Below are 25,948 nucleotides of genomic sequence, written 5' to 3'. Positions count from 1 at the left end.
CCGTTCGGTGACCCGGCCCCACCACGACGATGAGGGAGAACGTGCCGATGGCCGACGAGCGGCACCCGGAGAAGAGCGACGGCTCCGGGGACACCGGGCAGGGCCCACAGCACATTGTTGTGACCTACCCCGGCTATCACCGGGCGTTTGCCACCTGGATCGAACGCCGGCTGGAGAGTCATGGCCACCGGGTGACACTTCAGCGCTGGGATCCGTCCCGTGATCAGCCGCTGGACGAGGCGCTCGGTGATCTGCTGCTCGCCAGGGGGCAGGTGCTTCTGGTGCTCAGTGACTGGTTCTTCCAGATCGGGCCGCGCCGCGAGGGCGAGTGGAACGCTGTGCTGCGCGGCTTCGTGGCCGAGAACGCGGAGCGTTTCGCCGCTGTCAATCTGACCAACCGTCCTCTGCTGCCGGCCACCGCCGTGCTGGAACCCGTCGACCTGTGGGGGGTGAACGAACCGGAGGCCGAGCGGCGGCTGTTGTCCAGGCTCGCACTCACCCCGGCGTCGCCACCGCGCGAACTGCCCTACGCCCCCGGGTCCCGCTATCCGAGCGACCCGGTCGAGGTGTGGGGCGAAGTGCCCCGCCGGAACAGGCAGTTCACCGGCCGCGACGAGCTGCTCAACCAGCTCCAGCAACGGCTGACCGATGCCGGCCAGGGCGCGTCCGTGTGCACCCTCGTCGGCATGTCCGGCATCGGCAAGACCCAGATCGCCGCCGAGTACGCGCACCGCTTCAGCCCTGACTACGACGTCGTGTGGTGGGTCAACTCCGACCAGCGCAACACCCAGCGCGACCGGTTCGGTGAGCTGGCCGTCGAACTCGGCGTGACCGAGAGCTCGGAGCCGGGTGAGCGCATCCGCGCCGTGCGGGAGACGCTGCGCCGTGGTGAGCCCTACAGCCGCTGGCTGCTCATCTTCGACGGCTGGGAGGAGCCCGAGGAGGCCGCCCAGTACATTCCCCAGGGCGGCACGGGCCACGTGCTGATCACCTCCCGCAACCGCTCCTGGAGCAGCCTCACTGACATCGTCGACGTCTCCGGCTTCGTGCGTTCCGAATCCGTCGGCTATCTGATGCGCCGTGCGCCCCACGTGACCGGGGACGAGGCGGACCAGGTCGCGGCGGAGTTCAACGACGTGCCTCTGCAGATGGCTCAGGCCGCGGCGTGGCTGGGCGAGTCGGGCATGGAGGCCGGAGAGTACCTGCGGATGGTGCGGCAGGGCGGCTTCTCCGAGACCGCGGACCGTTCGGTCCTCACCGACTACCCGGAGTCCTCCTTCACCTCCTGGTCGATACTGATCAACAAGCTCCGGCAGACCGAGCCCCGTACGGTCGAACTCCTCACGCTCTGCTCCGCCTTCGCCCCCGGACGCATCCCACTGGGCCTCGTGCGGGGACTGCCCGCGGAGGACCTCCCCGAGAACCTGCGCTGGATCACCTCCGACCTGCCCGCCTGGGCGCGCGCTCTGGACTCGCTGGTCAACTACTCGGTGCTCGCCCGGGATTCACGTGGTGACTCGCGCGGCGCCTCCGGCGATGTACTCGGGCCGCAGCAGGAGTCCGTACACATGCACCGCGTCGTGCACGGCATCGTCGGCGAACTGACCGCCTCCGCAGACCGCGAGGTCTACCGGGAGGTGGTGCGCGGCCTGCTCGCCGAGGCGGACCCGGGCAACCCGCAGGACAGCAGGAGCTGGCCCCGGTACGCGGAACTGCTGCCGCACCTCGGCTCGTCCGGCTCGCTGAGCAGCAGGGCACCCCGCACGCAGACCCTGCTGTTGAACTGTCTGCGCTACTGCTTCAACGGCGGCGAATTCCGCGTCGGGGCCGAGCTTGCTGAGCGGATCCGCGAACGGTGGTCCGAACTCCTCGCACCCGACGCGTCGCCGATGCTGGCCCTCACCACGCTGCAGGGCAACATCTTGCGGGCAGGAGGCCGGTTCCACGAGGCACACGAACTGGACAGCGCCCGGCTGGAGTTGCTGCGGGGCGCCACCACGACCGACGAGGAGGAGCTGATGACGGCCACCAGTTGCCTCGCGGCCGATCAGCGCTTCCTCGGCCAGTGGGGGGAGGCGCTCCAGATGCAACGCGAGGTCGTCTCCACCTCGCTCCGGTTGCTCGGTCCCGATGAGTGGACGACGCTTCTCGCGCACCACAACCTCGGCGTCGGACTCCGCCTGCTCGGGCGCTACGCCGAGGCGTACGAGGTCGACCTCGGCACCCTCCGCAGGCGTGAGGCACTGCTGCGCAACCGCCATCCCGACACGCTCAGTTCGGCCAACGCGTGCGCCCGCGATCTTCGGCTCATGGGCCGCTACCAGGAGGCGCTGTCCCGGCAGGAGATGTGCGTCCGGCGCCACATCCAGGTGCTCGGCCCCCAGCATCCGAAGACGTTGTGGGCGCGGCACAACCTGCTGTTGTGCGAGCGCCGCGCGGGCACGTCCGAGCGGGACAGCGGCGCGGTGCTGGCGAGTCTGCTGGAACAGCAGGAACAGGCCGCCGGGCGGAGCCACTTCACCACCTACGCCCTGATCACGGACTACGGCAACCAGCTGCGCCGCTCCGGCGACCTCGCACAGGCGCGCGAGCTGATCGACGAGGCCGAGAACGGCTGGCGGCGGCTGCTGGGCCAGGCGCACCCGGTGCCCACGGCCATGCAGACCAATGCAGGACTCGTTCTTCAAGCGGAGGGCGACAGGGACGGCGCACTGAACATGTTCGAGCAGGCGCTCGTCGGCACACGAGTCCTGCTCGGCGACGACCATCCGACGACGCTGGGCTGCGCCCTGAACGCCGCGTGCGGCCGGAATTTCGTCGGACGGCTGGACGAGGCCGTGGAGCTCAGCCGTGAAACGCTGCGCCGCTCGGTGCACGTGCTGGGCGAGGACCATCCGCTGACGCTCTCGTGTCAGGTTGCGCTTGCCGCGGATCTGCGTGCGGTGCGGGAGCACACGGAGGCGGGCAAGCAGGAGGAGGACGCCCTTCAGCGCCTGACCCGCACCCTGGGCGCCCAGCATCCGCACACGCTGTCCGCCCGCCAACGGGTGCGTCCCTACTGGGACTTCGAGCCGAACCTGAGCTGAGCGCCCCGCGCCGAACAGACGGCACACACGACGGAGGGCCCGCCGGCAACCGGCGGGCCCTCCGTCGTGCTCTCGGCGCGAACAGCCGAGCCTCAGAGGTCGAAGACCTCCCGGATCAGCTGCTGCTGCTCCTCCTGGTGCCGCTTGCCGGAGCCGACGGCGGGGGAGGAGGACGACGGGCGCGAGACCCGGCGCAGACGGTCCGCGTTGGGGACCGGCTCGGAGCCGATGATCAGGTCCAGGTGGTCCACCAGGTTGAGCGCGATGAACGGCCACGCACCCTGGTTGGCCGGCTCCTCCTGTGCCCAGACGAACTTCTCCGCACCGCTGTAGCGGGCCATCTCGGCCTGGATCTCCGCGCCGGGCAGCGGGTAGAGCCGCTCGAGCCGGATGATCGCGGTGTCCGTCAGACCCCGCTTCTGCCGCTCGGCGTCGAGGTCGTAGTAGACCTTGCCGGAGCAGAAGACGACCTTGCGGACGTCGGAGGGGTCGACCGAGCCGTCGCCGATGACCGGACGGAAGCCGCCTTCGGTGAACTCGGAGGTCTTCGACGCGGCCGCCTTCAGCCGGAGCATCGACTTCGGGGTGAAGACGACCAGCGGCTTGTGGTGCGGGTTGTGGACCTGCCAGCGCAGCAGATGGAAGTAGTTCGACGGCAGCGACGGCATCGCGACGGTCATGCTGTTCTGCGCGCACAGCTGGAGGAACCGCTCGATGCGGGCCGAGGAGTGGTCCGGGCCCTGGCCCTCGTAACCGTGCGGCAGCAGCAGCGTCACACCGGAGGTCTGGTTCCACTTCTGCTCGGCGGAACTGATGAACTCGTCGATGACCGTCTGCGCGCCGTTGGCGAAGTCGCCGAACTGCGCCTCCCACATCACCAGCGCCTCGGGACGGGCCAGCGAGTAGCCGTACTCGAAGCCCATCGCCGCGTACTCGCTCAGCAGCGAGTCGTAGACGTTGAAGCGGGCCTGGTCCTCGGAGAGGTACAGCAGCGGCGTGTAGTCGTTGCCGGTGCTCTGGTCGAGCAGCACCGCGTGCCGCTGGCCGAACGTGCCGCGGCGGGAGTCCTGACCGGACAGCCGCACCGGCGTGCCCTCCATCAGCAGCGAGCCGATGGCCAGGGTCTCGCCCATGCCCCAGTCGATCGTGTCGTCCTCGATCATCGCCGCACGCCGCTGGAGCTGCGGGAGCAGCCGCGGGTGGACGGTGACGTGGTCGGGGATGTTGACCTGCGACTCGGCGATCCGCTTGACGACCTCCTGGCCGACGCCGGTCTCGACATGCACAGGGAACTCGGCCTCGGGCTGCGGGACTTCGGCCGGGGCGGGCGCGTTCGCGGCGTCCCGCACCTCGGTGAAGACCTTCTCCAGCTGGCCCTGGAAGTCCTGCAGCGCCTGCTCGGCCTCCTCCAGCGTGATGTCGCCGCGGCCGATGAGGGACTCGGTGTAGAGCTTGCGCACCGAGCGCTTCTTGTCGACCAGGTTGTACATCAGCGGCTGCGTGAACTGCGGGTTGTCGGTCTCGTTGTGCCCGCGGCGCCGGTAGCAGATCAGGTCGATGACGACGTCCTTGTTGAACGCCTGCCGGTACTCGAAGGCCAGCCGCGCCACGCGGACGACGGCCTCCGGGTCGTCGCCGTTGACGTGGAAGATCGGTGCCTCGATCATCCGGGCCACGTCGGTGGAGTACATCGACGAGCGCGCCGACTCGGGCGCCGCGGTGAAGCCGACCTGGTTGTTGACGATGATGTGCACCGTGCCGCCGGTGCGGTAGCCGCGCAGCTGCGACATGTTCAGCGTCTCGGCCACGACGCCCTGGCCCGCGAAGGCGGCGTCTCCGTGCAGCTGCACGGGCAGGACCGTGAAGTCCGTACCGCCCTTGCCGATGATGTCCTGCTTGGCGCGCGAGACACCCTCGACGATCGGGTCGACGGCCTCCAGGTGGGAGGGGTTGGCGGTCAGCGAGACCTTGATCTGCTCGCCGTCCAGACCGGTGAAGGTGCCCTCGGCGCCCAGGTGGTACTTCACGTCGCCGGAGCCGTGCATCGACTTCGGGTCGAGGTTGCCCTCGAACTCCCGGAAGATCTGCGCGTAGGACTTGCCGACGATGTTGGCCAGCACGTTCAGCCGGCCGCGGTGGGCCATGCCGATCACGCACTCGTCCAGGCGGGACTCCGCGGCGGCGTCCAGTACGGCGTCCAGCATCGGGATGACGGACTCGCCGCCCTCCAGCGAGAAGCGCTTCTGGCCGACGTACTTGGTCTGCAGGAACGTCTCGAACGCCTCGGCGGCGTTCAGCCGGCGCAGGATGCGCAGCTGTTCGTCACGTTCCGGCTTGGAGTGCGAACGCTCGACCCGGTCCTGGATCCACTTGCGCTCCTTCGGGTCCTGGATGTGCATGTACTCGATGCCGGTGGTGCGGCAGTAGGAGTCGCGCAGGACGCCGAGGATGTCGCGCAGCTTCATCATCGACTTGTTGGCGAAGCCGCCGACCGCGAACTCCCGCTCCAGGTCCCACAGCGTGAGCCCGTGTTCGGTGATGTCCAGGTCGGGGTGCTTGCGCTGCTTGTACTCCAGCGGGTCGGTGTCGGCCATGATGTGGCCGCGCACCCGGTAGGAGTGGATCAGGTCGAAGACGCGGGCGGCCTTGGTGACGTCGTCGTCGTGGGAGGCGTCGATGTCCTGGTTCCAGCGCACCGGCTCGTACGGGATGCGCAGCGCCTTGAAGATCTCGTCGTAGAAGCGCTCCTCGCCGAGCAGCAGCTTGCTGACGATCCGCAGGAAGTCGCCGGAGGCGGCGCCCTGGATGACCCTGTGGTCGTAGGTGCTGGTCAGCGTCATCACCTTGGAGACGCCGAGCCGGTTGAGGGTGTCCTGCGAGGTGCCCTGGAACTCGGCCGGGTACTCCATCGCGCCGACGCCAAGGATCAGACCCTGGCCGGGCATCAGCCGCGGCACGGAGTGAACGGTGCCGATGCCGCCCGGGTTGGTCAGCGAGCAGGTGACGCCGGAGAAGTCCTCCATCGTCAGCTTGTTCTGCCGGGCCCTGCGGACGATGTCCTCGTACGCCTGCCAGAACTCGAAGAAGGTGAGCGTCTCGGCCTTCTTGATCGCGGCGACGACGAGCTGGCGGTCGCCGTTCGGCTTCACCAGGTCGATGGCCAGGCCCAGGTTGATGTGGTCGGGCTTGACCAGCGTGGGCTTGCCGTCCTTCTCCGTGTAGGAGTAGTTCATCGACGGCATCGCCTTCAGCGCCTGCACCATGGCGTAGCCGATCAGGTGCGTGAAGGACACCTTGCCGCCGCGGGCGCGCTTGAGGTGGTTGTTGATGACGATGCGGTTGTCGAAGAGCAGCTTCACCGGGACGGCGCGGACCGACGTGGCGGTCGGCAGCTCCAGCGAGGCGTTCATGTTCTTCGCGACGGCCGCGGAGGGGCCGCGCATCTGCACGTACTCCGGACCGGAGGGCTGCTCCGCCTCGGCGCCGGCCTCGCCGCCCTGCGCGGGCTGTGCGGGCTTCTTGGCCTGTGCGGGCTTGGCCTGTGCCTGCTTGGCCGGCGCGGCCTTCGCGGCCGGCTTGCTCTGCGCGGGCTTGGCTTGCGCGGGCTTGGCCTGTGCGGGCTTCGCGGGTGCAGGGGCCTCGGCGGGCTTCGCCGGCGCTGCGTGCGCCGGACCCGCGGCCACTCCCGAAGTGCCTGCTGCGGCGCTCGGCGGTGTGGTCGGGGCCGCCGCGGGTTCTCCCACGGCTCCCGTGGCCTCGGCACCGGGCTTGTAATCGGCGAAGAAGTCCCACCAGGCTCGGTCTACCGAGTTCGGGTCCTGGAGGTACTGCTGGTAGATCTCGTCGACGAGCCACTCGTTTGGCCCGAACACGGCGGCGGGATCGCTTCCCTGACCGTCCTGCTGGGTCGAGACGCTCGAGCTGTTGGGGGACTGTGACGACACGGCGGCAACCGCCCTCTTCCGCGTTCCTTAGATGGTGGACAGCGGGAACAAAGGCTACGCCTCTACCCGCATGACTTGCAGTCCAGCCCCGGTTGTCGTCACGGAAGTCACATCAGGAGACCGGTTTCGGCGCATGACGTGGCGGGAAACAACCAAGGTTCGCGACGGGGTGGAACTGATGGCCCCCCTTCCGCGTCCCACTCCTCGGGTGGCCCTTGTCCGCCCCGTTCTCCCGGGTTGCCCCCGCCATCGAGGCTACGTCAGCCCTGCATCTCCTCCACGCCCGGAAGAGTGACCTGGATGCGGCAGCCGCGAGGCGACTCCGCGACCCTGATCCAGCCGCCGTGCAGGTCGACGGCCCAGCGTGCGATCGCCAGGCCCAGCCCCGTGCCGCCGTCGCCGGCGCCCCGCTGCGAGGACGCCTCCGCGGCCTTCGTACGGTTGAAGCGCTCGAAGACGTGTGCGCGCTCCGACTCGGGGATGCCGGGCCCCTCGTCGAGTACCTCCACTTCGAGGCTCTCCGGCGTCACACCCGGGCGTGCGCGGACCGTGACGCGTCCGTGCGGCGGGCTGTGCTTGACCGCGTTGTCGATGAGGTTGGCGACGACCTGGTGCAGCCGCTCGGCGTCGGCATAGGCCGTCAGTTCGGGCGGGGAGACATCGAGGTGCAGATGGACGTCCGTACGCGAATGCCCTTGCCCCTTGCTCATGTTGGCTTCCTTGAGCACGCCCGCCAGATACGGCCACACCTCGAACCGCCGCGAGTGCAGCGGGACGACGCCGTTGTCCAGCCGGGAGAGGTCGAGCAGGTGCTCCACCAACCTGCCCAGGCGGTCCGTCTGCTGCAGGGCGATGCGCATCGTCTCGGGATCGGAGTCGGAGACCCCGTCCACGACGTTCTCGAGCACCGCCCGCAGGGCCGCGATGGGCGTGCGCAGCTCGTGCGAGACGTTGGCGACCAGTTCCTTGCGGTGCTGGTCGACGGCCTCCAGGTCGGCGGCCATCTGGTTGAAGGTCTCGGCCAGCTCGCCGAACTCGTCCCTGCGGTCACCGCGCACGCGGCGCGAGTAGTCGCCGTCGGCCATGGCTCTGGCCGCGTCCGTCATCTCGTCCAGCGGGGCCGTGAGCGACTGCGCCACGAACTGGGTGATCAGCAGCGAGGCGATGATCGAGATGATGGTGATCACGAGCAGCTCGGTCGCCGAGTTGACCGCGAACAGCGCGAGCAGCGTGGTGATCACCACGGAGACGATCACCAGCGCGCCCAGTGCCGCCTTCACCGAGCGGTACGGGTCGAGGGGGCGCAGCCCCTCCCAGATCCGGTCCAGCCAGCCCACCCAGACGGGCTCCCAGCGCCGGCGCAGGCGCTGGTTCAGGCGCGCCAGGGCGCGCAGCCCGCGCCCCAGGAACTTCCCGGTGACGCGGACCGTGCGCGATGCGCGGATCGGCCGGCGGGCGGACGGCGTGTCAGGCACATCTGTCACGTCGCGACGCCGCCCGTCAGGAGCCGTCCGTGGCCGACGCCGGGTAGCCGCCGCCCTCCGCGCCGGACGCCGCGTTCGCCGAGTTGGAGCCCGACGACGGCGTCTCGAGCGCGTAGCCCACGCCGTGCACCGTACGGATGCGCTCCGCGCCGATCTTCCGGCGCAGGGCCTTGATGTGGCTGTCGACGGTGCGCGTGCCGGAGGCGTCCGCCCAGTCCCAGACCTCGGCCAGCAGCTGCTCGCGCGAGAGGACGGCCCGCGGGGAATGCGCGAGACACACCAGCAGGTCGAACTCGGTGGGCGTGAGGTGCACGTCCTCACCGGTGACCCGGACCCGGCGCTGCGAGTGATCGATCTCCAGCTCGCCGAGGCGGAGTATGCCGCTGCGCGGTGTGTGCGCGGCGAGGGTGGCGCGCTCGACGCGGCGCAGCAGTACGTGCACCCGGGCGGCGACCTCGCGCATGGAGAACGGCTTCGTCATGTAGTCGTCCGCGCCGACTCCGAGGCCGACGAGCATGTCGGTCTCGTCGTCCCGCGCCGTGAGCATCAGCACGGGGACCGGACGCTGGGACTGCACCCTCCGGCAGACCTCCAGACCGTCGAAGCCCGGCAGCATCACATCGAGCACGATGAGATCCGGCTGCCAGGCTTCGGCAGTGTCGACGGCGGCAGGACCGTCGCCCGCCGTCTGGACCTGGAATCCCTCGGCGCGCAGCCGCATCGCGATGGCGTCCACGATGGTGGGATCATCCTCGACGACCAGGATTCGGCGCTGCGCGCCAGGGGTTGTCGTCGAGGACGCGTTGTTGCTTTGTGTCTGTGTGATGTTCTTCTGGTCCATTCGACCCCGCCCCTGCAATGGCCCCGTGGCTTGTTTGTGTGCGTGCTTGCAGCAGCGTAAGGGGATCGTGTCGGCTGCGGCTATGCCGGTTTGGTTGCGAAGTGGACCACGTCGGGGACGCCTCGGATAACGGGGATCTCTTCTGTGCGAATTCGTCGGAATCCGGCATTCCGCAATGCATCCTCGAATGTCGGGGAGGCCTGTGCGGACCACACGGCCAGTACGCCGCCGGGCGCCAGGCTGGCACTGCAGGCAGCGAGCCCTGCGGGGGAGTAGAGGGAGCCGTTGTCCTCCGTGACGGTCCAGTCCGGGCCGTTGTCGATGTCCAGGCACAGCGCGTCGAACCGCTCGCCCCCGCCGAGGTGGCCCAATAGGTCGGCGTGCACGATTTCGGTGCGCGGGTCGCGAAGGGCCCGCGCCGACAGCCGTGAGAGGGGCCCGCCCTCCCGGTGCCAGTCGATGACCGCCTCTTCGCGCTCGACGACGGTGATGCGGCCCCACGCCGGCTCGTCCGCGGCCGCCGCGAGCGAGAAACCGACGCCGAGGCCGCCGATGAGCAGCCGGGGAGGCCGACGGTGCGCTCCGCGGCGCAGCTCCTCCAGGGCGGCCCGTACGAGGAGGCGCTCGGAACGCCCGTCGGAGGTGTCCATGAGGAAGGTGCCGTTGGCGATGATCTGGAGCAGCTGCCCGTGCTGCCGCAGCACGACCTCGCCGTGGGGCCCGTCGCGGCGGTCGAGGACGACGGGTCCCCCGGCGCCGTCGTCGATCGGGGCATGACCGCCGGGGGTGGCGCTGTTGTGAGGGGTGGTGTGGCTGTGCTGCTGGGGCATGCGCCCATCCTGCCGCGTCGTGCGGGCGCCGTGCCGCGCCGGTGATCGCTCCTGGCGAACATGGCGGGCGCCATGGAACATCCCGGCCCCCGCAAGCATTGAGTGGGCATAGCTCAACTTGCCTGCCGAGGGAGAGATCATGGCTTCGACGTCCACACCGCTCACCCTGCCCGTGCTGCCCCTTGATGACGAGGTCGTGCTCCCGGGAATGGTGGTGCCGCTGGACCTGTCAGACAGCGAGGTCCGGGGTGCGGTGGAGGCTGCCCAGGCCGCCGCCACCGGAAAGGACAAGCCCGAGGTGCTGCTGGTGCCCCGGGTCGAGGGCACGTACGGGGAGATCGGCGTGCTCGGCCGTGTCGAACAGGTCGGGCGCCTGGCCGACGGCGATCCCGGAGCCCTCATCCGCGGCCGGCAGCGGGTGCGCGTCGGCGCCGGCACGAGCGGCCCCGGCGCGGCCCTGTGGGTGGAGGGTGTCCTCATCGAGGAGCCCGAGACGGCCGATGACGCCGGGGACGCCGGGGAGAGCGGCGATGCCGGACCGGGCGTCGGCGAGCTGATGACCGAGTACAAGGCGCTCGCCGCGGACTGGCTCCGCAAGCGCGGGGCATGGCAGGTCGTGGACCGGCTCCAGCAGATCGACGACCCCGGCCGCCTCGCGGACAACGCCGGATACTCACCGTTCCTGTCCACCGAGCAGAAGATCACGCTCCTGGAGACCCTCGACCCGCTGGAGCGGCTGCGCTTGGCCGTGAAGACGCTGCGTGACCAGGCCGCCGAGCAGGACGTGGCGGAGTCGATCGCGAAGGACGTCCAGGAAGGCGTCGACAAGCAGCAGCGTGAGTTCCTGCTGCGGCGCCAGCTCGACGCCGTGCGCAAGGAGCTCGCCGAGCTGAACGGCGACCCCGAGGACGAGGGCGAGGACTACCGCGCCCGTGTCGAGGCCGCGGCCCTGCCCGAGCACGTGCACAAGGCCGCGCTCAAGGAGCTGGAGAAGCTGGAGCGCGCCTCCGACCAGTCGCCGGAGGGCGGCTGGATCCGCACATGGCTCGACACCGTCCTCGAACTGCCCTGGAACGAGCGCACCGAGGACGCCTACGACATCGGCGGCGCCCAGGCCGTACTGGACGCCGACCACGCCGGTCTGCAGGACGTGAAGGAGCGCATCACCGAGTACCTCGCGGTGCGCAAGCGGCGCGAGGAGCGCGGCCTCGGGGTCGTCGGCGGCCGCCGCGGCGGCGCGGTGCTGGCGCTGGTCGGGCCGCCCGGGGTCGGCAAGACCTCCCTCGGCGAATCCGTCGCGCGTGCCATGGGACGCAAGTTCGTCCGCGTCGCGCTCGGCGGTGTCCGCGACGAGGCGGAGATCCGCGGTCACCGGCGCACGTACGTCGGTGCGCTGCCGGGCCGCATCGTGCGCGCCGTGAAGGAGGCCGGCTCGATGAACCCGGTCGTCCTCCTGGACGAGGTGGACAAGCTCGGCGCCGACTTCCGGGGCGACCCGTCCTCGGCGCTGCTGGAGGTCCTCGACCCGGCGCAGAACCACACCTTCCGGGACCACTACCTGGAGGTCGAACTCGACCTGTCGGACGTGGTCTTCCTCGCCACCGCCAACGTGATGGAGGCGATCCCGGAGGCGCTGCTGGACCGCATGGAGCTCGTGCAGCTCGACGGCTACACCGAGGACGAGAAGGTCACCATCGCCCGTGACCACCTGCTGCCCCGCCAGCTGGAGCGGACCGGCCTCGCGGCCGACGAGGTCCTGCTGGAGGACGGCGCGCTGCGCAGGCTCGCCGGCGAGTACACGCGTGAGGCGGGCGTGCGGAACCTGGAGCGTTCGGTCGCCCGGGTGCTGCGCAAGGTCGCGGCCCAGCACGAGCTGGGGGAGCGCGAGCTGCCCTTCACCGTCGGCGCGGACGAGCTGCGCTCGCTGATCGGCCGTCCGCACCACACCCCCGAGTCCGCTCAGGACCCGGCGGAGCGGCGTACGTCCGTGCCGGGCGTGGCGACCGGGCTCGCGGTGACGGGCGCGGGCGGCGACGTGCTCTTCGTCGAGGCGTCGCTCGCCGACCCCGAGACGGGCGGCTCCGGACTGACCCTCACCGGCCAGCTCGGTGACGTGATGAAGGAGTCCGCGCACATCGCCCTGTCGTATCTGCGCTCGCGCGGCGCCGAGCTGGAGCTGCCGGTGGCCGATCTGAAGGACCGGGGGATCCACCTGCACGTGCCGGCCGGTGCCGTGCCGAAGGACGGCCCCAGCGCGGGCATCACCATGACCACCGCACTGGCGTCGCTGCTGAGCGGCCGCCAGGTGCGCACGGACGTGGCGATGACCGGCGAGGTCTCACTGACGGGACGGGTGCTGCCCATCGGCGGCGTCAAGCAGAAGCTGCTCGCGGCGCACCGTGCCGGCGTCACGACCGTCGTGATCCCCAAGCGGAACGAGCCCGACCTGGACGACGTGCCGGAAGAGGTGCTGGAGGGACTGGACGTGCGTCCGCTCTCCGACATCCGCCAGGTGCTCGAACTGGCCCTGACACCGGCCGAGTCCGGTTGCCTCGACGCCGGACGGGAGTTTCCGGTGGCGGCCTGACCCTGCCACCGGGTCCCCGGCCCCACCCGCCGCGCCGGCGCTCGTCGCCGGCGCGGCGTCGTGCGTCGTGCGGCTCCCCTGCAAGCCGTGCGGCGTCCCGGGCGACGGGTGCTGCCGTGGCGGCCGGACGGCAGAGCCGGACATGCGGCGCATGCGGACCTCGGCTACATGTCTGAAGGGACTGCCAGTCCCCAGAGCGAGGGATGCCGAATGACTGCCAAGTTCAGACGCGCAACCGCCACTGCCGCGACGGGTCTCGGCCTGTGCCTCACCTTTCTCCCCGCCGGACAGGCACAGGCGCACGCGCCGCAGGCGCCCACCCGCGTGCCCTGCAACGACGTCGCCGCGCTGAAGACCGCCATCACCAGCGCGAACACGAACGGACGCGGCATCGTCCTCGCCCCGCGCTGCACCTACTTCCTCACGGCGGCCGACAACGCGGACGACGGCCTGCCCGAGATCACCGGCAACGTGCGTGTCTCCGGAGGAGAGGGGACCACCATCCGGCGTGCTCCCGGCACCTCGGCCTTCCGCATCTTCCATGTGAAGCAGGGCGGCGGCCTCAGCCTGGAGTCGCTCACCGTACGGGGTGGCGAGTCCGCCCCCGTGAGCGCGAGTGACGGCGGCGGAATCTACAGCGAGCGCGGCACCGTCCGCCTGACGGACGTGACGGTAAGAAGCAACACCTCCAGCGGCCTCGGCGGCGGGATCGCGAGCCTGCGAGGAAGGCTCCTGCTGAAGGACACCACGGTCCGCGACAACAGCGCCTCGTGGGGCGGCGGGGTCGGCACGAGCGGGACGATGACCATGCGGGGCGGCGCCTTGAGCGACAACGAGGTGTCGAACTGGGGCGGCGGTCTCGCGAACGGAGGCGGGACCCAGCTGGACCACGTGTCGGTCGACGACAACGTCACCGGCCAACTCGGGGGCGGCATCGCCACCATGGCCGTCAATGACGAGTCCGGCCCGCTGCGGATGAACTTCACGAGGGTCAGGGGCAACATCGCTCAGATCGACGGCGGCGGCATGTACCTCGGTGCGGACGAGCCGACGACGCTGTTCCGGAGCAGCGTCAGCCGCAACGTCGCGAACGGCGGCCCCGGCAAGGGCGGGGGCATCGCGAACCCCGGGGTCTCCCTCGATCTCCACATCGACGCGGGGACCACTGGCAAGCGGAAGCAGAGCACGGCCGCGCAGACGGGGTTCGAGGTGAACCTCGTCAGGAGTGCCGTCTTCAAGAACACGCCCACCGACTGCGCGCCGCCGGGCAGCGTCCCGCGCTGCGACGCGGTGGGCTCCGCTCCGGGGAAGAACACCACGAAGCCGGGCAGGAGTTGAGGACGTCGAAGGCCCGAGGCCGTATGTGGGGCAGGCGGGAGCTCCCGGTGGCGGTGTGACACCGCCACCGGGCACCCCCTCCCGGCTGGGACCGCCGCGCCGGCACCCTCGCCGGCGCGGCGTCGCACGGCGGGCGTCGGTCCGCCCGCCCGGTTCACCCTGGTGCCGCGTGCCGCGGCGTCACGTCATCCGTTGGCCAGGGCCACCAGACGGTCCATCGCGCCGTTGAACAGGTTGTGGTCGCCGACGGTCGGCCCGGTCGAGGTGTACTGCCAGAACGTGTGGAAGCCCCAGCCGTTCGGGAGCGTGCCGGGCGCGGAGGCGTAGCGGGCGATCCACAGAGGGTTGGTGCTGCCGAAGCCGCCGTTGTTGCCCGTGCACTGCGTCCACCAGTCCGTCGTGGTGTAGATGACGGCGTCGCGGCCGGTGCGTGCCTTGTAGGTGCTGGTGAAGTCCCGGATCCAGCTCACCATCGCGCTCTGGCTCTTGCCGTAGCAGGTGGCGCCGTACGGGTTGTACTCGATGTCGAGCACGCCGGGCAGCGTCTTGCCGTCCTTGCTCCAGCCGCCGCCGTTGGACGCGAAGAAGTTGGCCTGTGAGGCGCCGCTGGAGTTGTCCGGCAGGGCGAAGTGGTAGGCCCCGCGGATCATCCCGACGTTGTAGGAGCCGTTGTACTGCTGGGCGAAGTACGGGTTCTCGTACGACGTGCCCTCGGTCGCCTTCACGTAGGCGAACCTCACGCCGCTGTTCCACAGGGTCGACCAGCTGACGTTGCCCTGATGGCCGCTCACGTCGACGCCGTGGACTGTCGCGTCCAGCGTCTTCGGGGGTGTGCCGTCGGTGGGGTCGCCGCCTTCGTGCATGCGGACGCCCACGCCCATCGACGCCTCGCCGGGCTTGACGGGGTGGTTGTCCTGAGGCGCCGCGCTGGCAGCGCCCGGTGCGGTGAGGAGCAGAGCGAGTGCGGATGTGAACAGCGCCGCCGCGTAGAGGATTCCGCGCCTGCGGCGGGACTTGCCTGGACCATGACCTGGCATCGCTGCCTCCGAGACCGTGGGGGACGGGTGGGGGGGATCAAGTGGGGGGTGCGGTGCGGGTGTTGTCATTCCATGCCCGTTCTGGTGTGGGCATGTCACGTCTTTAACGGTACGCGCGTAGACATAGCCGGGGAAGACGGACAGCTCTCCGCCGGTGGTCCACACCTGCGAAATCGAGCCGGAGCTGCGACGATCGGCGGTCCGCAACGGGAACTTTCCGCGAGGATGACGGAAGAGGGCGCACAGGTGGATGAGTCCATGCGGCAGCACACACCCGAATTGCTCGATCTGGAGCGGGAATTGACGGTGTTCTTGCGCCGTGCGCGCGCCTTCTCGGGCGAACTGGCCCGCGAGGTGCACCCCGAACTGGAGCCCGCCGCGTACGGGCTCTTCGTACGTCTCGACGAGGGAGGAGCGCAGCGGGCCACCGACCTCGCCGCCTACTTCGGCGTCGGCAAGGCGACCATCAGCCGGCAGCTGAGGGTGCTGGAGAACCTGGGACTGATCACCCGGGCCCCCGACCCGGACGACGGCCGGGCCTCCCTGGTGCATCTGACCACGCAGGGCCGCGACCGCTTCAGGACGGTGCGGGAGGCGAGACGGGCCGAGTACGTGCGCAAGCTCGCCACCTGGGACCCCGCCGAGATCGCCGAGCTGGCACGGCTGATGCACCAGCTCAACTCCCTGTCGGACGTGGAGACCTGAGCGGGCGGAGGGCCGGCGGACCGGCTGCCCGTGCGGCCGGCCCCAGCTCAGCGAAGACCACCGAGGCGTCGTCGTGCGTCTTGCCCCGTGGGTACGCCGATCCGTGCGGGTCGGCCCGCTCCGCCTCCCGCACCCGGGCAACGAGCGCCGCGCTGCCTTCCTTCCGTACGAGCCCGAGAAGCGCGGACCAGTCGCCGAGCCGGAACGTCTGGCTCCAGCGCGCGGCGCCGTCGGTGAGCGCCAGCAGAGCCCGTACGCCCGCCCGCGGCGCCGTGCCGGTGACCGCGAGCGAGGCGACGGCGGGGTCGGCGGCGGCGGTGTAGAAGCCCTCGCCTCCGGGAGCGTTGCGCAGCGCCTCGACCGCGCTTACGTACTCGGCGCGTGCCGCGCCCCTTTCGGCGCTTCCCTCCGGCAGGGCGCGCACGCGGCTGCGCAACGAGCTGATGTGCGGGGGCAGTTCGCCCAGCCGGGAGTCGAGCACGGGTGTCACCGAGCCGTGAGGATGCTCCACGAGCAGCGCGGAATCCGACAGGACCAGGTGCTCGACACTCTCTTCGTCCCACCGGGCCGCGACGACGGTCGCCTGAGGGGTACGTCTGTGAGAAAGGTCACAGGTTGAAACATGGCCGGCAGCGGTACGCGAAATGGCCTCGGAGAGACATGCACGGAGCGTCAGATCCCTTCGTGCGGTGGCGAGTTCGAGCAGCGCGCCACCCAGACGGGCCGTGAACCAGGGCACTCCGTGCGTGCATCCGGCCTCGTCCTGTGGCGGTGTCACACCGTCCAGCACCACCAGTGCGCCCCCCTGTCCGGAGGAGGGCAGAGCGGCCGACGCGTAGTCCTCGTTGGGGCGACCGGGATCTCCGGCCTCGCCGGTCATGTCGATGCGCATGCCGTTCAGTCTGCACTCGGACGGTACGGCAGGGCGGTCCGCACAACGCGTGTCAAGAGCCTGGGATCAGGAAGGACGACCAGGTCAGACCTCGCGGCAGGGCTGGAGTTGACCGGAATAAGTGCGTCCGCAAGTATGCGAGCGCGCATCCTGCCAGGGCCCGGGTGGGATTTCCAACCGGTGCCCGTTAGAGGGTGGTTGGGGTGCGCAGGCGGAGTTGTTCGTCGACTCCCGGTTACGGTTCACTCCTTCGGGTGGCCCAGCAGGAGATCGTCACATCGCCTGTCATCCGTGCTGGAAGGGTCGGATGGCGTCCAAGGGGATGCAAGGGACGACAGGACCAAGTCCGCTCCTGCGACACAAGGTTGGACTGCGCCGGGTCGGCCCTGGTGCAGGCCCCGACGAGATTGCGAGCACGGGTGCGGACGAAGCTACTGCGGAAGCCGGGCGGAACGGGCCGACTGCGGATCAGGCCCGGAGACCGGACGACGGCACAGGGCGGCCCCTCGCAGGCGCCCGGCCCCCGCCGCGCGCGGGTCCGGAACCGGCTGCTGGCTTCCGTCGCCCTCTGCTCCCTCGCCGTGCTCGGAGCCGGCACGCCCGCGGTGCTCACTGCGTCCAGCGATCTCGACGAGTCCCAGCAACTGGTCGAACGTGCCGAGCTCGACAAGCACGCCATCGCGCTCGGTCACGCCCTCGCGGACGAACGCGACGGCATGGTCGAGTACGTCGCCGCGGGCCGCACCAGCCGCGACGGTGCCGGAGTGACCGAGGAGCAGCGCCAGCGCGTCGACCGTCAGATCAGCGAGATCCGGGAGACCGCCCCGGCGTCCGTGCGCGAGGCCCTCGGCAAGCTGTCCCGCATCCGCCAGGAGGCGCAGGCGGGGGACACGGGCGCCATCGAGATCCACGAGGCGTACACGGGCACCATCAAGACCCTTCAGGACGTCGGTATCGGCGTCGCCCGGTCCCTGCCCGCGCGCGCGATCGAGTCGTCCGGATCCTCCATCGGGTCCGGGGCGGCGCACGCGCTGCCCGACCTCGGCCGGGCCGTCGAGCAGGCATCTGCCGTGCGCGGGCTCCTGCGCGGTGCGCTCGCCGCAGGAGGGTCCCAGCGCTCCCTGACCACCGAGGCGCAGCGCGCCGGCGTGCGGGAGCAGGCGGCGCTCGCCGACTTCGGCGACGGCGCCGGCGGCCGGGCCCGTGACTCCTTCGCCAAGACCGTCACCGGGGCCGACGTCGCCGTCGCGGAGCGCTATCTGGCGCGGCTGACCGATGAGCCGTACCTGAGTCCCGAAGACCAGGCCATGAACCACGACCGCATCGACGCCACGCTCTCGGCACGCATCGACAGCATGCGCGGCGTCCAGTCGTCCTTCGCCGCCGAAGAGTTGAAGCACCTGGAGCAGCTGCGGGACGACGACGTCGCCGTCCTGGAGTGGCGCATCGCCCTTGTCGGCGCCTGCCTGCTCCTCGCGGCCGGCATCAGCGTGCAGACGGCACGCTCCATGGCACGTCCGCTCTCCGTGCTCAAGCGCGGTTCGCGGAGGCTGGCGGGGAACCCGGCGGGTGAGGAGCCCGTCGTCTTCAACGGCAGGAACGACGAGTTCGCCGAAGTCGTACGTTCGCTCAACACGCTCCACCAGACGGTCATCGGCGTGCACGAGCGCGCCGCGGAGGCCGAGGCCGACAACAACTACCTGGTCCGCCACAAGGACGCGCTCACCGCCGAACGGGACCGTGCACGCGGCGAGTACGCCGAACTGAAGGAGCGCCTCGACGCGCTGTCGGGCGCCGTGCACAGCACCTTCGTCAATCTCGCCCTGCGCACGCTCGGTCTCGTGGAGCGCCAACTCGGCGTCATCGAGGACCTGGAGGACCAGGAGAGCGACCCCGGCCGGCTCAGCACGCTCTTCAAGCTCGACCACCTGGCCACGCGGATGCGGCGCTACAGCGAGAACCTGCTGCTGCTCGCCGGTGCCGAACACGTCACCGCGAACCACTCGGGTCCCGTACCGCTGCTGGACGTACTGCGCGCCGCGATCAGTGAGATCGAGCGGTACGAGCGCGTCGAGCTCGGCACGCTCCCGCCGCACGTGCAGGTCTCCGGATACGCGGCCGACGACCTCAGCCACCTCATCTCCGAACTCCTCGACAACGCTGCCACTTTCTCCCCGCCGGACGCACAAGTGGAGTTGTCAGGCTGGCTGCTGGAGAGCGGCGAGGTGATGCTCTCCGTCGAGGACGAGGGCATAGGGGTGACCGGCAGAAGACTCGCCGCGCTCAACGCGCGGCTCAGCGTGCCCGAAGGGCAGCAGCCCCCGGAGATGGAAGAGGCCGCCACGCAGACCGGGCACCGCAGCTCCGAGGCCGGCCTCGGGATGGGCCTGTACGTCGTCGCCAGGCTCGCGGCCCGGCACGGGCTGCGTGTGCAGCTGCGCGAGCGCAGGCAGGGCGGCGGCATCGCGGCCGTCGTCGCGGTGCCGAGTGCGCTGCTGCCCGCACGGCCCGTCCCCGTCGCAGCGGCGTCGGGCGAGGCCGGGTCGGGACGCGTCCCCACCGCTCCGGCGTCGGGTTTCCCGGGCTCGGTCGCGGAGGCCAACTCCAATGCCCTGCCCGGCCGTCGGGCCGGCGACCCCCTGGTGACCGCCGCCGAGCGGACGCTCCGGGAGTCGGGCACCGTACCGGCGCAGGAGGCTCCGCCCGAGCCGAGGACCCCTTCCGAGGAGCATGGCTGGGCCCCTGGAGACGCCGGCACCCGCGCCGGGCACGACCCCGGCCCCGACGCCGATCCCGGACCGGATACCGACCAGCGGCCCGGATCCGGGGACGAGACCGCTCCCCGGTCCGGGACCGGAACCGGACCGGACGCCGGGATCCCGGAACAGCCGAGGATCACCGACAAGGGCCTCCCCAAGCGGACTCCGCATCACGTGGAGGCGCAGTCGGACCCGGTGCAGCCGCGCAAGCAGAGCCCGAACGCCGAGGAGATGCGCCGCCGCCTCGGAGGGTTCCAGCGCGGAGCCGAGCACGGACGACGTGACGCGGCTGCGGAGACCGGCGCTGAAGAGAACGAGAGTGATCAACCGGGGGCGCAGTCCGATGGTGGTACCGCCGAGGAGGCTCGCAGGTGAACGCGCCCACCACGCGCACGTCCGGCAGCGCCCAAGCGCGCAATCTGCGCTGGCTGTTGGAGAACCTTGTCGAAGAGGTGCCGGGCATCCTGTCCGTCGCCGTCGTCTCGTCCGACGGACTGCTTCTGCTGTCCTCCGACCACAACGCGGATGCCGGAAGCGCCGGCAGGACCGATGGGCCCGAGGACTCCGGCCGCCGGGCGGAGGGGACAGAAGCCAGAGACGTCCCGTCCATCCGCAGGGGACCCAGGCGCAGCCCGAAGGGTACGAGCGCTGACCTGGCCACTATCGTCTCCGGCCTCGGGTCCTTGACCCTCGGGGCCGCGAAGCTGATGGACGGCGGGGAGATCAAGCAGACAGTGGTCGCCATGGACGAGGGCTCGCTCTTCGTGATGTCGATCAGCGACGGCTCCCTGCTCGGCGTGCACGCCACGCCGGACTGTGACATGAGCGTCATCGCTTACCACATGGCGCTCTTCGTGGGCCGCGCCGGCCATGTCCTCACCCCCGAACTCCGAACCGAACTGCGCTCGTCGATGGAGCTGGACCAGTGAATCCTGCTGCTTCTCCGCCCCCCTTGCCCGTTCGACGTGAGAGCGGCAAGTCCAAGAGAGTCCGCCCGTACACCCTCACCGGCGGCCGCACCCGTTTCGGCCATGTGCTGCTGGTCGAGACGATCGTCGCGGCGATCGAAGCCCCTGAGGAGCGCCCGGAGTTGACCTCCGGCGGTCTGCGTGACCGGGTGATGCCCGAGATGCGTGCGATTGTCGAACTCTGCCGCCGCATGCGTTCGGTGGCGGAGATCGCAGCACTGTTGAAGATGCCTCTGGGCGTGGTACGGGTTCTGCTGAGCGACCTCGCCGATCAGGGACGGGTGCGCGTTCACGGCACCGGGCACGGCAGCGACCGGCCCGACCGTGCGCTGTTGGAAAGGGTGCTGGGTGGACTTCGCAGGCTCTGAGCCGGTCGTGGAAGAAGTGAGGAACGCGGAAGGTACCGCGCCCGGAGTGAAGGACTGGCAGGAGGATCTCTCGCAGGCCCCCATATCCACCAAGATCGTGGTGGCGGGCGGCTTCGGTGTCGGCAAGACGACGTTCGTCGGTTCGGTCTCCGAGATCGAGCCGCTGACGACCGAGGCATTGATGACACAGGCGAGCGAGGGCGAGGACGACATCGCGCCGACGCCGGAGAAGACCACGACCACCGTGGCCATGGACTTCGGGCGCATCACCCTCGAATCGGACCTGGTGCTCTATCTGTTCGGCACGCCGGGCCAGCAGCGCTTCTGGTTCATGTGGGACGACCTCGTGCGTGGCGCCATCGGTGCCGTCGTGATGGCGGACACGCGGCGTCTGGAGGACTGCTTCCCCGCTCTGGACTATTTCGAGAGCTGCGGGTATCCGTACGTCGTCGCGGTGAACCACTTCGAGGGGACCACCGCGTACGAGGCCGAGGACGTGCGGGAGGCCCTGTCCGTTCCCAAGCGCGTCCCTGTTGTGATCATGGACGCGCGCGAGCGCCCGACGGTACTGAAGTCCCTGCTCGCGCTGGTGAGTCACGCCCTGGACGTCACACCCGCCTGAACGGGTGCGGCGCGGAACTGCACACGTACGGAGAAGAGAGACCGCCATGCGGAAGATACTCATTGTCGGAGCCGGCCAGGCGGGCCTACAGCTGGCGCTGGGCCTGCAGTCGCAGGGCTACGAGGTCACCGTCATGTCGAACCGCACCGCGGACGAGATACGCGGTGGACGCGTCATGTCGACGCAGATGCAGTTCCACACCGCGCTGCAGAACGAGCGCGACATCGAGGTCAACTTCTGGGAGAGCCAGGCCCCGAAGGTCGAGGGCCTGGGTGTCTCCGTGGCGGACCCGGAGTCCGTGCAGGGCCCCGGTGAGACCCAGCGCGCGATCAACTGGCTCGGAATGCTGGACGGTTACGCCCAGTCCGTCGACCAGCGCGTGAAGATGTCCGGCTGGATGGAGACCTTCGCGCAGCGCGGGGGCCAGCTCGTCATCCACGGGGCGGCCGTCTCCGACCTCAACTTCTTCGCCAAGAAGTACGACCTGGTGCTCGTCGCGGCCGGCAAGGGCGAGCTGGTCTCGATGTTCGAGCGGGACCCGGAGCGTTCCCCGTACGACGAGCCTCAGCGCGCGCTCGCCGTCAGCTACGTCAACGGGCTCGGCCCGCGTCCCGAGCACCCGGACACCGAAGCCGTGCGCTGCAACCTCGTGCCGGGCGTCGGCGAACTGTTCGTCATGCCCTGCCTGACGACGTCCGGCCGCTGCGACATCCTCTTCTGGGAGGGCATTCCCGGCGGGCCCCTCGATGTCTTCCAGGGCATCAAGGACCCGAACGAGCAGCTCGCCAAGACCCTGGAGCTCATGGAGCAGTTCACGCCCTGGGAGTACGCACGGGCCACCAAGGTCGAGCTGACGGACGCCAACGGCACGCTGTCGGGGCGGTACGCGCCGACCGTGCGCAAGCCCATCGGGCGGCTGCCCGACGGCGGCGCAGTGCTCGGTGTGGCGGACGTCGTCGTCGCCAACGACCCGATCACGGGCCAGGGTTCGAACTCCGCGTCCAAGTGCGCGGCCGCCTACCTCGCCTCCATCCTGGAGCGCGGCGACAAGCCCTTCGACGAGGAGTGGATGCAGCAGACGTTCGACCGCTTCTGGGCGGACGTGCAGCACACCACCAAGTGGACGAACGCGATGCTGGCCCCGCCGCCCGAGCACATCCTCAACCTGATCGGCGCGGCCGGTCAGCTCCAGCCCGTCGCCGACCGGATCGCCAACGGCTTCAACAACCCGGCGGACTTCGAGGAGTACTTCTACGACCCGGCGAAGGCCGAGGCCTACCTGGGCAACGTCGCCGGAGGCTGACACCGGCCCCGTGCCGGTCCGGACTGTGGTACGGCCGCCGCGCCCGGTCGTCACGGCGCGGCGGCCCGTCACGGGCGGGGAAGGGGAACCCGCCCGCGGTCCGTGGGTGCCGGTGCGATCCCGGCCTCATGTGCCCTCAGCGCAGCGGCTTCGGCAGCCGGTAGTGGAGCAGCGGCCGCTTCCCCGGGTCGGGCCGCACCGCGCCGCGTACGGACGGGATGGCGCCGACGGGCGAGAGCTTGACGTCGGAACCCGGCCGGGGCGCGTGCACGACCTTGCCGCGTCCGGCGTAGATGGCGACGTGCGAGGCGCTCTTGTAGTAGACGACGAGGTCGCCGGGGCGCAGCTTGTTCATCGGCACGTGCCGCAGCTTCTTCCACTGGCCCTGGCTGGTGCGGGGAATGGAACGCCCGGCCTTCCGCCACGCCTTCGAGGTGAGCCCCGAGCAGTCGAAGGCCCTGGGGCCTTCGGCCCCGAAGCGGTAGGGCTTGCCGATCTGGCGCAGCGCGAACCGCACCGCCTTCGCCCCCGGGCGTGAGGGCGTGCGCCGTACCTTGTGCAGTCCGTGCGCGGACATCAATGAGCGCTGGACGCCCGCCTGTTGGGCCGTCTCCAGCCCGCGCAGACGCGTCAGCTGCTCGTCGGAGAGCGAGGCCAGGGTGCGCTCGACCCGGTGCAGCCGTGAGCGTACGGTCTCCCGCTGCTTCTTCTTGCGGTCCGCGAGCCGTTGCTGACCCGCCAGCGCCTTGCGTGCTCGCGTCGTCAGCTGACGCTGCCTCGCCTCGCCTGCCACGAGCCGCTGCACGGTCAGGGCCTGCCGGCCCGCGGCGCGTGTGAGGAGGTGCAGGCCGTCCATCGGGTTCCGCGCGTCGCGGGCGAGCAGGAGCTGCACCACGGGCGGGAGGCCGATGTCGCCGCGGCGGTACTGCTGGCGGGCGAGGCGTCCGGCCTCGGTGCGGCCTTCGGCGAGCGCGGCGCGCACCGAAGTGAGTGCCCTCTCGGCGTCGTTCGTGCGCTTGCGCTGCCGGGTCAGCTTGACGGTGGTCCTGTTGTACGCGTCCGAGGCCGCCTCGGTCCTCTCGTACATCACCCGCAGGTCGCGCAGCAGCTCGCTGACGGGCTTTCCGATGGGGTCCGCCGCCACGGGCAGCGACTGGAAGGCGAGTGCTGCCGCCACCACCGTGGCCAATGCGCCGGCCGCGACGGAATGTGGGGCACGTAGATACGACACCGACTCGCCTCCGATCAGACTCGCTACCGGAGCGATGGTGCACGGCGGTGCTTGTTACCGGCGGGGTTGCCCGGCCCTCTTCCCGGTCCGTCACCCGAAGGGTGCGCGGGCGTCGCCCGTGCGGCGGCGCACGGACGGCCGGGTCACCTGCCGAAGAGGCGACGTCCCATCACACGGCGGGCGGCTTCGTTCACTTGCCCGATCTCGTGCACGTACGGCTCGGGCAGCCACTCGGAGGCGGGCAGTTCCGCCGTGTCGGCGAGGTCGAGTGCGTGCGTGAGGACGCTGGGGGGCGGACGGGACTCCGGGGTCTTGTGCAGGCACGCGAAGAGCGCGGGGCACAGCCCGTCCGGAACGCCCGTCAGGTCGGGATCCTCGCGCGCCATCGGCAGCATGTTCCCGGCGAAGGGCTGGTGGGCGCTGCATGCGTAGACCAGGGTCGCGCCCAGGTCGAAGACGTCGTCGGCCATTTCGTCGGTGGCCGGGCCGCTCATGTTGCCCAGTGCCAGGCCGTAGTCGACGACCCGTGGCGTGTCCAGTGCGAGCATCACGTTGTGGGGGCCCAGGTCGCGGTGCGTTATCCGTGCCGCATGAAGGGCCATCAGGGACCGTGCCAGCGCGCCGCCCAGGGCGCGTACCGACGACTCCGGCATCGGGCCGTACTTCGAGACCAGGGCTTCCAGGGAGACACCGGGCACGAAGGCGTTGGCTATCCACGGCTGTGCGCTGTCGAGTTCGCAGCCGGCCGCGTCCGCCACGTAGTCACTGCGCACGCCGCTCGCGGCCGCCTGCATCTCCTGGCGCAGGCGTGCGCGCAGCGGCCGGTCGCGGAGCAACTCGGGTCGCAGGGCCCGCACTGCGACGAGTTGCTTGCGCGCGCCGCGCTGCGGTGCCCCCCGCCCGAGGTAGACGGTTCCCATACGGCCGTCGCCGAGTACGCCGTGGAGGCGGTACGGGCCCACCTGTTGGGGGTCTGTGCTACCTAGGCCAGCCATCCCTTGGATCACGCTCGGCAGCCTAGGCGCACAGCGTGTACAAGGGGACGGCAGGAACAGAACCGTCGCAGTTCTTCGCAAACTTCACGTCAGCCTCAGAAATCGTCACGGATGTGCCAGAGGCGACTGCGGCCGCTGGCCCCGCCAGGCCCGGGGGCGGACGGATCGCGGGCGGCCCGTGCTAGTCCCGGCTCCACGGCCAACGGAGCTTCCCGCGGGGGCGTCCGTCAGGTTCGTGCACGTAGCGCCAGCCGCGGGGGATGCCCAGCCGGGGTGTGAAGGCGGCAGGTTCCAGCCGGTAGACGTGGACCACGGCGGGCCCGTCGTCCGCGGACGGTACGGGCACCTCGTAACTTTTCGGTGGACGTCCGTCGATCCCGGTCAGCACCGGCAAGATGCGGCCGTCCAGCGGTCCGCCGACGAAAACGCTGTCCTCGCTGCGCATTTGCTGCTCCAGCCTCCGCTTTCCGGGTCAGCCGCACTCGTCCGAGGCGCAGCCCGCGAGAGAACGCGGGCCGGGTCCGTCCTCGCCGAGCTTGTCGTAGGGATTGGCCAGCGCGCAGTGCTCCAGGGAGAGACAGCCGCAGCCGATGCACTCGGTCAGATGGTCGCGCAGCTGCGTCATCAGCTTGATGCGCTGGTTGAGGTCCTCACGCCAGCACTCCGAGACCCTCGCCCAGTCCTCGCGCGTGGGCGTGCGGTTCTCCGGCAGCAGCGCGAGCGCCTCACGGATGGCGGCCAGCGGCATTCCCAGGCGCTGGGAGGCGCGGATGAAGGCGACCCTGCGCAGGGTGTCGCGGCTGTAGCGGCGCTGGTTGCCGGGGGTCCGGCGGCTGTGGATCAGACCCTCGCGCTCGTAGTAGCGCAGCGCGGAGGTGGCCACTCCGGCGCGTTCGGCGAGCTCGCCGACCGTGGCCTCCTTGGCTTGCCAGGACAGTTGGGTGGACATGGAGCCAGG

Annotated in this window: 19 protein-coding genes; 9 read left to right on the top strand and 10 right to left on the bottom strand. The window is 70.3% G+C overall.

Annotated features, from left to right (window positions below; genetic code table 11):
* Nucleotides 1-47: 47 nt before the first annotated feature.
* Nucleotides 48-3,086, top strand: a complete 3,039-nt coding sequence (gene fxsT, locus G4Z16_RS09715; protein ID WP_197350456.1) for an FxSxx-COOH system tetratricopeptide repeat protein — start codon at nucleotides 48-50, stop codon at nucleotides 3,084-3,086.
* A 92-nt stretch (nucleotides 3,087-3,178) separates the two neighbouring features.
* Here the strand turns inward: fxsT and G4Z16_RS09710 are convergent, their stop codons facing one another.
* The 4 genes from G4Z16_RS09710 to G4Z16_RS09695 all read right to left on the bottom strand — a co-directional run bounded on the left by G4Z16_RS09710 (nucleotide 3,179) and on the right by G4Z16_RS09695 (nucleotide 10,185).
* Nucleotides 3,179-7,030: a multifunctional oxoglutarate decarboxylase/oxoglutarate dehydrogenase thiamine pyrophosphate-binding subunit/dihydrolipoyllysine-residue succinyltransferase subunit gene (locus tag G4Z16_RS09710; protein WP_197350455.1), complete on the bottom strand. Its 3,852-nt coding sequence runs from the start codon at nucleotides 7,028-7,030 to the stop codon at nucleotides 3,179-3,181.
* 260 nt (nucleotides 7,031-7,290) lie between these two features.
* Complete coding sequence (locus G4Z16_RS09705; protein ID WP_197354283.1) at nucleotides 7,291-8,394, bottom strand: HAMP domain-containing sensor histidine kinase; 1,104 nt, start codon at nucleotides 8,392-8,394, stop codon at nucleotides 7,291-7,293.
* Nucleotides 8,395-8,530: 136 nt separating this feature from the next.
* On the bottom strand, nucleotides 8,531-9,340 hold the full coding sequence (locus tag G4Z16_RS09700; protein WP_246531257.1) for a response regulator transcription factor: 810 nt from the start codon (nucleotides 9,338-9,340) through the stop codon (nucleotides 8,531-8,533).
* Nucleotides 9,341-9,435: 95 nt separating this feature from the next.
* The gene (locus G4Z16_RS09695; protein ID WP_246530763.1) at nucleotides 9,436-10,185 is read right to left on the bottom strand and encodes a spermidine synthase family protein; all 750 of its coding nucleotides are present in this window, start codon (nucleotides 10,183-10,185) and stop codon (nucleotides 9,436-9,438) included.
* A gap of 139 nt (nucleotides 10,186-10,324) precedes the next feature.
* Between G4Z16_RS09695 and lon the strand changes: the two genes are divergently transcribed.
* Nucleotides 10,325-12,772, top strand: coding sequence for an endopeptidase La (gene lon, locus G4Z16_RS09690; RefSeq protein WP_197350454.1), 2,448 nt, complete (start codon nucleotides 10,325-10,327; stop codon nucleotides 12,770-12,772).
* Between the two features lie 210 nt (nucleotides 12,773-12,982).
* On the top strand, nucleotides 12,983-14,110 hold the full coding sequence (locus tag G4Z16_RS09685; RefSeq protein ID WP_197350453.1) for a hypothetical protein: 1,128 nt from the start codon (nucleotides 12,983-12,985) through the stop codon (nucleotides 14,108-14,110).
* A gap of 185 nt (nucleotides 14,111-14,295) precedes the next feature.
* On the opposite strand, the gene G4Z16_RS09680 is transcribed toward G4Z16_RS09685, so the two are convergent.
* The gene (locus G4Z16_RS09680) at nucleotides 14,296-15,147 is read right to left on the bottom strand and encodes a lysozyme (RefSeq protein ID WP_197350452.1); all 852 of its coding nucleotides are present in this window, start codon (nucleotides 15,145-15,147) and stop codon (nucleotides 14,296-14,298) included.
* A gap of 258 nt (nucleotides 15,148-15,405) precedes the next feature.
* Here G4Z16_RS09680 and G4Z16_RS09675 point away from each other — a divergent pair, with 258 nt between their 5' ends.
* Complete coding sequence (locus G4Z16_RS09675; RefSeq protein WP_246530762.1) at nucleotides 15,406-15,852, top strand: MarR family winged helix-turn-helix transcriptional regulator; 447 nt, start codon at nucleotides 15,406-15,408, stop codon at nucleotides 15,850-15,852.
* Here the strand turns inward: G4Z16_RS09675 and G4Z16_RS09670 are convergent.
* Nucleotides 15,824-16,744, bottom strand: coding sequence for a protein phosphatase 2C domain-containing protein (locus tag G4Z16_RS09670; RefSeq protein WP_197350450.1), 921 nt, complete (start codon nucleotides 16,742-16,744; stop codon nucleotides 15,824-15,826). The two genes, G4Z16_RS09675 and G4Z16_RS09670, sit on opposite strands and share 29 nt — an antisense overlap.
* A 419-nt stretch (nucleotides 16,745-17,163) precedes the next feature.
* Between G4Z16_RS09670 and G4Z16_RS09665 the strand changes: the two genes are divergently transcribed.
* The 5 genes from G4Z16_RS09665 to G4Z16_RS09645 are packed head-to-tail and all read left to right on the top strand — an operon-like array spanning nucleotide 17,164 to nucleotide 22,764.
* On the top strand, nucleotides 17,164-19,878 hold the full coding sequence (locus G4Z16_RS09665; RefSeq protein WP_246530761.1) for a sensor histidine kinase: 2,715 nt from the start codon (nucleotides 17,164-17,166) through the stop codon (nucleotides 19,876-19,878).
* Nucleotides 19,875-20,432, top strand: a complete 558-nt coding sequence (locus G4Z16_RS09660; RefSeq protein WP_197350449.1) for a roadblock/LC7 domain-containing protein — start codon at nucleotides 19,875-19,877, stop codon at nucleotides 20,430-20,432. The genes G4Z16_RS09665 and G4Z16_RS09660 overlap by 4 nt, the downstream gene beginning before the upstream one ends.
* Nucleotides 20,429-20,839, top strand: coding sequence for a DUF742 domain-containing protein (locus G4Z16_RS09655; RefSeq protein WP_028434234.1), 411 nt, complete (start codon nucleotides 20,429-20,431; stop codon nucleotides 20,837-20,839). Before G4Z16_RS09660 ends, G4Z16_RS09655 begins: the two co-directional genes overlap by 4 nt.
* The gene (locus G4Z16_RS09650) at nucleotides 20,820-21,461 is read left to right on the top strand and encodes a GTP-binding protein (protein WP_197350448.1); all 642 of its coding nucleotides are present in this window, start codon (nucleotides 20,820-20,822) and stop codon (nucleotides 21,459-21,461) included. Before G4Z16_RS09655 ends, G4Z16_RS09650 begins: the two co-directional genes overlap by 20 nt.
* Before the next feature lie 46 nt (nucleotides 21,462-21,507).
* Nucleotides 21,508-22,764, top strand: coding sequence for a styrene monooxygenase/indole monooxygenase family protein (locus G4Z16_RS09645; RefSeq protein ID WP_197350447.1), 1,257 nt, complete (start codon nucleotides 21,508-21,510; stop codon nucleotides 22,762-22,764).
* A gap of 136 nt (nucleotides 22,765-22,900) precedes the next feature.
* Here the strand turns inward: G4Z16_RS09645 and G4Z16_RS09640 are convergent, their stop codons facing one another.
* The 4 genes from G4Z16_RS09640 to soxR all read right to left on the bottom strand — a co-directional run bounded on the left by G4Z16_RS09640 (nucleotide 22,901) and on the right by soxR (nucleotide 25,939).
* Nucleotides 22,901-23,995 carry a C40 family peptidase gene (locus G4Z16_RS09640; RefSeq protein WP_197350446.1) on the bottom strand — a complete coding sequence of 365 codons (1,095 nt, stop codon included), beginning with the start codon at nucleotides 23,993-23,995 and terminating at the stop codon, nucleotides 22,901-22,903.
* 143 nt (nucleotides 23,996-24,138) lie between these two features.
* A complete protein-coding gene (locus G4Z16_RS09635) occupies nucleotides 24,139-24,990 on the bottom strand; it encodes a protein kinase domain-containing protein (RefSeq protein WP_197350445.1) in 852 nt (283 codons plus the stop codon).
* A 181-nt stretch (nucleotides 24,991-25,171) separates the two neighbouring features.
* On the bottom strand, nucleotides 25,172-25,435 hold the full coding sequence (locus G4Z16_RS09630) for a hypothetical protein (protein ID WP_197350444.1): 264 nt from the start codon (nucleotides 25,433-25,435) through the stop codon (nucleotides 25,172-25,174).
* Nucleotides 25,436-25,462: 27 nt separating this feature from the next.
* Nucleotides 25,463-25,939: a redox-sensitive transcriptional activator SoxR gene (gene soxR, locus G4Z16_RS09625; protein WP_197350443.1), complete on the bottom strand. Its 477-nt coding sequence runs from the start codon at nucleotides 25,937-25,939 to the stop codon at nucleotides 25,463-25,465.
* Between the last annotated feature and the right edge of the window lie 9 nt (nucleotides 25,940-25,948).

Origin of the sequence: Streptomyces bathyalis (assembly GCF_015910445.1) — a bacterium.
Lineage (GTDB): Bacteria > Actinomycetota > Actinomycetes > Streptomycetales > Streptomycetaceae > Streptomyces > Streptomyces bathyalis.
The sequence above is the reverse complement of the archived record's forward strand: the minus strand, read 5'-3'. Positions and strand labels throughout refer to the sequence as shown.